Origin of the sequence: Streptomyces flavofungini (genome assembly GCF_041028215.1) — a bacterium.
GTDB lineage: Bacteria > Actinomycetota > Actinomycetes > Streptomycetales > Streptomycetaceae > Streptomyces > Streptomyces flavofungini_B.
The window spans coordinates 1-4,852 of the sequence record NZ_JASKYR010000603.1 but is presented as its reverse complement, the minus strand read 5'-3'; the positions used below and the strand labels follow the sequence as shown (position 1 = coordinate 4,852).

Sequence of the window (4,852 nt, the reverse complement as noted above, 5' to 3'; positions counted from 1 at the left end):
GACTGACCCGCCCCGCTCACCCGCCAACCCCCCGTTTTCCGCCCTGCGGCCCAGCAGTCACGGCCGCCGTTCCAAGGAGAAGCAATGAACACCACCCAGATCCGCCGCCTTCGCCGCACCGCCATCGCCGTCGCGTCCGTCGCACTGCTCCCGCTGTCGCTGACGGCGTGTTCCGACGACGGCAAGGACAGCTCGGCGTCCGGTTCGTCGAAGTCCACGCCCGCCAAGGACAAGGCCGCCGAGAGCCCCTCCGACGACATGGGCTCCATGACCGAACCGTTCGGCCCCGGTTGCGCCTCCGTCCCGAAGAACGGCAAGGGCAGTTTCGACGGCATGGCCAAGGACCCGGTGGCCACCGCCGCGTCGAACAACCCGGAGCTGTCCACGCTGGTGACGGCGGTCAAGAAGGCCGGTCTCGTGGACACCCTCAACAACGCGAAGGACATCACCGTCTTCGCGCCGACGAACGACGCGTTCGCGAAGATTCCCAAGGCCGACCTCGACAAGGTCCTCAACGACAAGGCGCAGCTCACCAAGATCCTCACCTACCACGTGGTGGGCGAGCGGCTCGCGCCCGAGGACCTGAAGGACGGCTCCTTCGAGACCCTGGAGAAGTCGAAGCTGACGACCTCGGGATCGGGTGAGTCGTACAAGGTCAACGACTCGGCCAACGTGGTCTGCGGCAACGTGGAGACCGCGAACGCCACTGTGCACATCATCGACACGGTGCTGATGCCCAAGAAGTGACGCACACGGGCGGAGGCAGAACCAAGTAGCAGGTAGCAGGTAGCAGGAAGCAGAGCAGGAACCAAGGGGCAGGGCCGACGTGCCGCGCGTCGGCCCTGCCCCTTCTCCGCCCGGTCAACCGCGTATGTGATCTTCATCGCTGCGCGGCCACACGCCCGGCCCACCCGAGGAGGCCTCAAGACACCGGCGCGGTACCGCTTTCCGGGCGGGCGGGGCGAGGGGGCCCGCCCGCCCCGCTCCGCCGTCCGCCCTGAACAGGCATGGCTTCACCGTAGGGAGCGCGTTACTGTCGCCCAGGTGTGTCACCGAGGGGACTTACTACGAGCGCGGGAGCGGGAGAGCCAGTGACGGACGATCAGCCGGTGCACGGGACCGAGGACGAGCCGCCCTCCCCGCTGGGGCCGGAGACGGAACGGCTGGCGGCCCAGGCCACGGAGCTCCAGCGGCAGGTGGCCCAGCTCGAGGTGCAGCTCCGTTCCCGGCCCAGGATCGCGATGGCCGAGGGTGTGCTGATAGAGCGGTACGGGCTGCCGGACGCCGGGGCGGCGTTCTCGCTGATGCGCGAGGCCTCGCAGCGGGCCAACATCAAACTGCACCAGGTCGCCCTCGCGGTCGCGCACACCTCGGGCCCGAGGCGCGACAACGGCACGTGGTTCGCGCCGCGGCCACCGGAGCCCGCCCCGCCTCTCGGCGCTCTCGGCTCCGGCAGACTCGACGCGCGGAACCAGGGCGAGGTCCTCGGCGCGGCCCTGAACCGCGTGCTCGACATCACCAGCACCGACATGGGCAATGTCCAGCTGGTCGAGGACACCACCCTGCGGATGGAGAAGCACGTCGGTCTGTCCCGGGAGTTCACCGACTTCTTCGCGTTCGTGGACGGGGGCACCTCGTGTTCGCGGGCCGCCCTCGCCAGTCAGCAGGTGACCGTCAGGGAAGTCGAGGCCTCCCCCGGTTTCGACGACCTCTCGCGGCGGGTGATCATGTCGGCGGGCAGCCGCGCCTGCCACAGCGTCCCGCTGGTCGACGAGACGGACACCGTGCACGGCGTCATCTCCTCGCACCACGCGCTCCCGCTGATCGGCTTCACCCACGCACAGCTCCGGGCGCTCCAGGACACCAGCCGTGCCGTGGGCAACTGGATCAGCTGGCACCGGCGCACGGTCCTGCCGGAGGCGCTGGAGGATCTGCACCGGCTCGCCCTCGCCCGGTCCAACTGACCCGCCCGGTCCCCGGCCCCGGTCCCGGCGGTTCCTCGCGGAATCTTCACGCAGGGGCGCTGTTCCCTTTGCGTTCGCGTGGGCACCCGCAAGGAGTCCTCAACGGAAAGGGGAGCGGCATGATCGCGGTCGCCGTCCTACTCCTGCCGGGGCTGGCGCTTCTGCTTCTCCTGATGGTGCAGCTGGAGGACCGGCTGCTCACCGCCAAGGCCCAGACCCGTCCCGCCCGGCACGCCCGCAGGCGTCATCTGCGTCTGATCCGCGGCGGAGGTGAGGTGACGCCGGCCCCGGAGGSGSASSGTGGGGTCCGGCTCCGGCCGCAGGAGAGAAGGGCCGCTTGAGCGGAACGGGCACGGGAGCACCGCCGCGGCCGGAGCCGGACCCCACCGTCCGCTCCCGGCCGCGGCGGTCCGCGTCCGGCCGCCGGTCACCGCGGTGCCGTAGTCGCCGGGACGACGTGAAATCCTGAGGTCATGACGATGAACGACTACGACAGGGTCCGCGCGGGGATCGAAGCCATGACGGCGTACATCTCCGGCGAACGTGCGATGGACGACTACGTCGCGGAGGTACGCGCGCAGGACGGCGATCTCGACCGGATCGCCGACAGCGCGACGGCCCTGTGTGCCGCGCTGCTGCTCCAGATCGCCGAAATGACCGGAAAGACCCAGCACGAAGTGCTTCAGGAGCTGGCCCACGGGTTGAACCGCAGCGAGGCGGAGCAGCAGGAGTAACCGGGCACCCCGCTCGCCGCCACGGTCACCACGCTCAAGGAGCAGTTCCATGGACAGTCCACCCTCGCCCGCGGACGCGGCCTGGGCCCTCAGGCGCACCGCCCTGCGCCGTACCCCCGTGTCGATGTGGAACGACGACGTCTCGGACTGGGCCGCGGCGCTGACGTACTACGCGATACTGGCGCTGCTCCCCGCGCTCCTGGTCACCGTCAGCCTGATCAGTCTGGTCAGTCCGGACACCACGGAGGCGCTGATCGCCGAGGTGACGGACTGGGCGCCCGCGCAGTCGGGGCGCTCCCTGCACGCGGCGCTCAGTGACATGGCGGACGCGCGGTCCGCGGCGCTCACCGTGGTCATCGCCGGTGCGGTCAGCGCGGTGTGGTCCGCGTCCAGTTACTCGGCCGTCTTCCGGCGGGCGCTGCACGCGATGCACGGGGTGGCGGACTGCCGGCCGGTGTGGCGCAAGGCGCACCGGGTCCTGATGACGGCGGTCACGCTCCTCGCGCTGCTCGTGGCCAGCGCGCTGCTGCTGGTGCTGAGCGGCCCGGTCGCCGAGGGGGTGGGCCGGCGCATCGGTGTGGGAAGCGCGGGGCAGACGGCGTGGGGCCTGCTGAAGTGGCCCGCCCTGCTCTGTCTGGTGGCGCTGCTCGTCCTGGTGCTGTTCCGCAACGCGCCGCCCTCGGCCCGTGGCTGGCGCCGCAGCCTGCCGGGCGGGCTGCTCGCGGCGCTGCTCTGGCTGGTCTCCTCGGCCCTGTTCACCTGGTACGCGTCCGGGTTCGGCACGTACGGCAAGCTGTACGGTTCGCTCGCGGGCGTCGTGGTCTTCCTGGTGTGGCTGTGGGTGTCGAACCTGGCGCTGCTCGCCGGGGCGCAGTACACCGTGGAGCTTGCCCGGGTGCGGGCCGCCGCCCCCGTGGTTGCCGTGGACGGCTGTGCGGGTCAGGCCGCTCCGTCGTAGGGGGTGACACGGCGGTAGGCGGCTCGTGCGTAGAGCAGCCGGCCCGTGGCCGTGCCGATGAGGGCCGCCGCGAGCAGACAGGCCATCCAGCCGGGGTCCCGGTGTCCGGCCCAGGAGATCTCGCCGGTGGGGTGGGCGGCGAAGACGTTGAGAAGGGCCCAGCAGAGCAGCGCGGTGCCCGGCGCGGCGGCGAATCTGCCGAGCATGCCGAGGACTCCGGCGAGCAGGGAGAGGGCGGCGAGCGCGAAGCCGGTGCGGTCCAGGGCGCCGAGCAGGTCGAGCACGCCGATCAGCACGAAGGAGCCCCAGGAAGCGGCCGTCCAGACGAAGGGGGTGGCCATCGGCTCGGGCACCGGCCTGGCGCCCCTGGCGACGTGCCGCCACTCCACCGCGTCCCTGGCGTGGTACCGCCACTGCGTCATCGTCGACTCCTCCCCACTGTCCGGCACCGGGCGCCACTTCGCGCCCGGGCCCGCACAGCCGCTCTCCCGGGCGACGCGACGGCCGCACCGGACCGGAGCCACGGTCCGCGTTCCGGTGAGCAGATTGTCGCACCACATCCGGCGGGCGCCGTCCGGAGAGCGGTGCCCGCCGTCCGGACGGTGCCGTGCCCGGGTGTCAGCCCTGGGTCAGGCGGCCGACTTCCCTCGGGTCGAGGCCGGTGAGCTGGGCGATGCGCGGTGCGGGGATGCCCGCGGTCAGGGCGCGGTGGACGAGCGACTCACGCTCCCGCGTGGTGTCCCTGAAGTCGAGGAGCTCGGACTCGATGTCCGTCACCGACCGCGGGGCGCAGGCCTGTTGTACGCGGATGGTCTCGTCGGGGCTGAGCGGCACGGGCAGCCGTTCCGCCTCCTCCGGAATGATCGCCTCGGTCTCCGCGGGGAGGATCCGCACGAGCTCCGAGGAGGCCGACACCCCGTGGGCGTGCAGCCATCCCTGGACGGCGGGGGTCTCACCGCACTCCAGATCGCCGACGGCGGCGAGGGGCGCTCCGATCAGCGGGTGGCGCTCGGGCAGCAGAAACAGGCAGGCGTCGTCGGCCATGGCGGCGGAACCGTTCTTTCATCGTAGGTCAGCGACCCCTGATGCTAGCGCCGCCCACCTCCCCCGGTATCCCCCTCTCATGCCTCTCGCCGTGGGCGCTGTTGCACCGATCGGCTGATGCGGCGCATCAGGCGGCCGGGGCCGGGTATCGG

General features: G+C 71.5%; 7 protein-coding genes. 5 read left to right on the top strand and 2 right to left on the bottom strand.

The genetic code is table 11. The features are described from left to right. Nucleotides 1-84: 84 nt before the first annotated feature. The 5 genes from AB8Z36_RS30740 to AB8Z36_RS30720 all read left to right on the top strand — a co-directional run bounded on the left by AB8Z36_RS30740 (nucleotide 85) and on the right by AB8Z36_RS30720 (nucleotide 3,656). On the top strand, nucleotides 85-747 hold the full coding sequence (locus AB8Z36_RS30740; RefSeq protein WP_369216667.1) for a fasciclin domain-containing protein: 663 nt from the start codon (nucleotides 85-87) through the stop codon (nucleotides 745-747). A 344-nt stretch (nucleotides 748-1,091) separates the two neighbouring features. Beyond that, nucleotides 1,092-1,964: an ANTAR domain-containing protein gene (locus tag AB8Z36_RS30735; RefSeq protein ID WP_369216666.1), complete on the top strand. Its 873-nt coding sequence runs from the start codon at nucleotides 1,092-1,094 to the stop codon at nucleotides 1,962-1,964. Between the two features lie 119 nt (nucleotides 1,965-2,083). Continuing rightward, nucleotides 2,084-2,305, top strand: coding sequence for a hypothetical protein (locus AB8Z36_RS30730; RefSeq protein ID WP_369216665.1), 222 nt, complete (start codon nucleotides 2,084-2,086; stop codon nucleotides 2,303-2,305). 132 nt (nucleotides 2,306-2,437) lie between these two features. Continuing rightward, complete coding sequence (locus AB8Z36_RS30725) at nucleotides 2,438-2,698, top strand: hypothetical protein (protein ID WP_369216664.1); 261 nt, start codon at nucleotides 2,438-2,440, stop codon at nucleotides 2,696-2,698. A 49-nt stretch (nucleotides 2,699-2,747) separates the two neighbouring features. After that, the gene (locus tag AB8Z36_RS30720; RefSeq protein WP_369216663.1) at nucleotides 2,748-3,656 is read left to right on the top strand and encodes a YihY/virulence factor BrkB family protein; all 909 of its coding nucleotides are present in this window, start codon (nucleotides 2,748-2,750) and stop codon (nucleotides 3,654-3,656) included. Here the strand turns inward: AB8Z36_RS30720 and AB8Z36_RS30715 are convergent. Further along, nucleotides 3,638-4,078 carry a hypothetical protein gene (locus tag AB8Z36_RS30715; protein ID WP_369216662.1) on the bottom strand — a complete coding sequence of 147 codons (441 nt, stop codon included), beginning with the start codon at nucleotides 4,076-4,078 and terminating at the stop codon, nucleotides 3,638-3,640. The genes AB8Z36_RS30720 and AB8Z36_RS30715 overlap by 19 nt on opposite strands. A 196-nt stretch (nucleotides 4,079-4,274) precedes the next feature. Continuing rightward, a complete protein-coding gene (locus AB8Z36_RS30710; RefSeq protein WP_369216661.1) occupies nucleotides 4,275-4,700 on the bottom strand; it encodes a DUF6003 family protein in 426 nt (141 codons plus the stop codon). Nucleotides 4,701-4,852: the final 152 nt, after the last annotated feature.

Coding starts and splice junctions, on each gene's coding strand:
- AB8Z36_RS30715 (WP_369216662.1), bottom strand. CDS start 4,078: ATGACGCAGTGGCGGTACCACGCCAGGGACGCGGTGGAGTGGCGGCAC.
- AB8Z36_RS30720 (WP_369216663.1), top strand. CDS start 2,748: ATGGACAGTCCACCCTCGCCCGCGGACGCGGCCTGGGCCCTCAGGCGC.
- AB8Z36_RS30740 (WP_369216667.1), top strand. CDS start 85: ATGAACACCACCCAGATCCGCCGCCTTCGCCGCACCGCCATCGCCGTC.
- AB8Z36_RS30710 (WP_369216661.1), bottom strand. CDS start 4,700: ATGGCCGACGACGCCTGCCTGTTTCTGCTGCCCGAGCGCCACCCGCTG.
- AB8Z36_RS30725 (WP_369216664.1), top strand. CDS start 2,438: ATGACGATGAACGACTACGACAGGGTCCGCGCGGGGATCGAAGCCATG.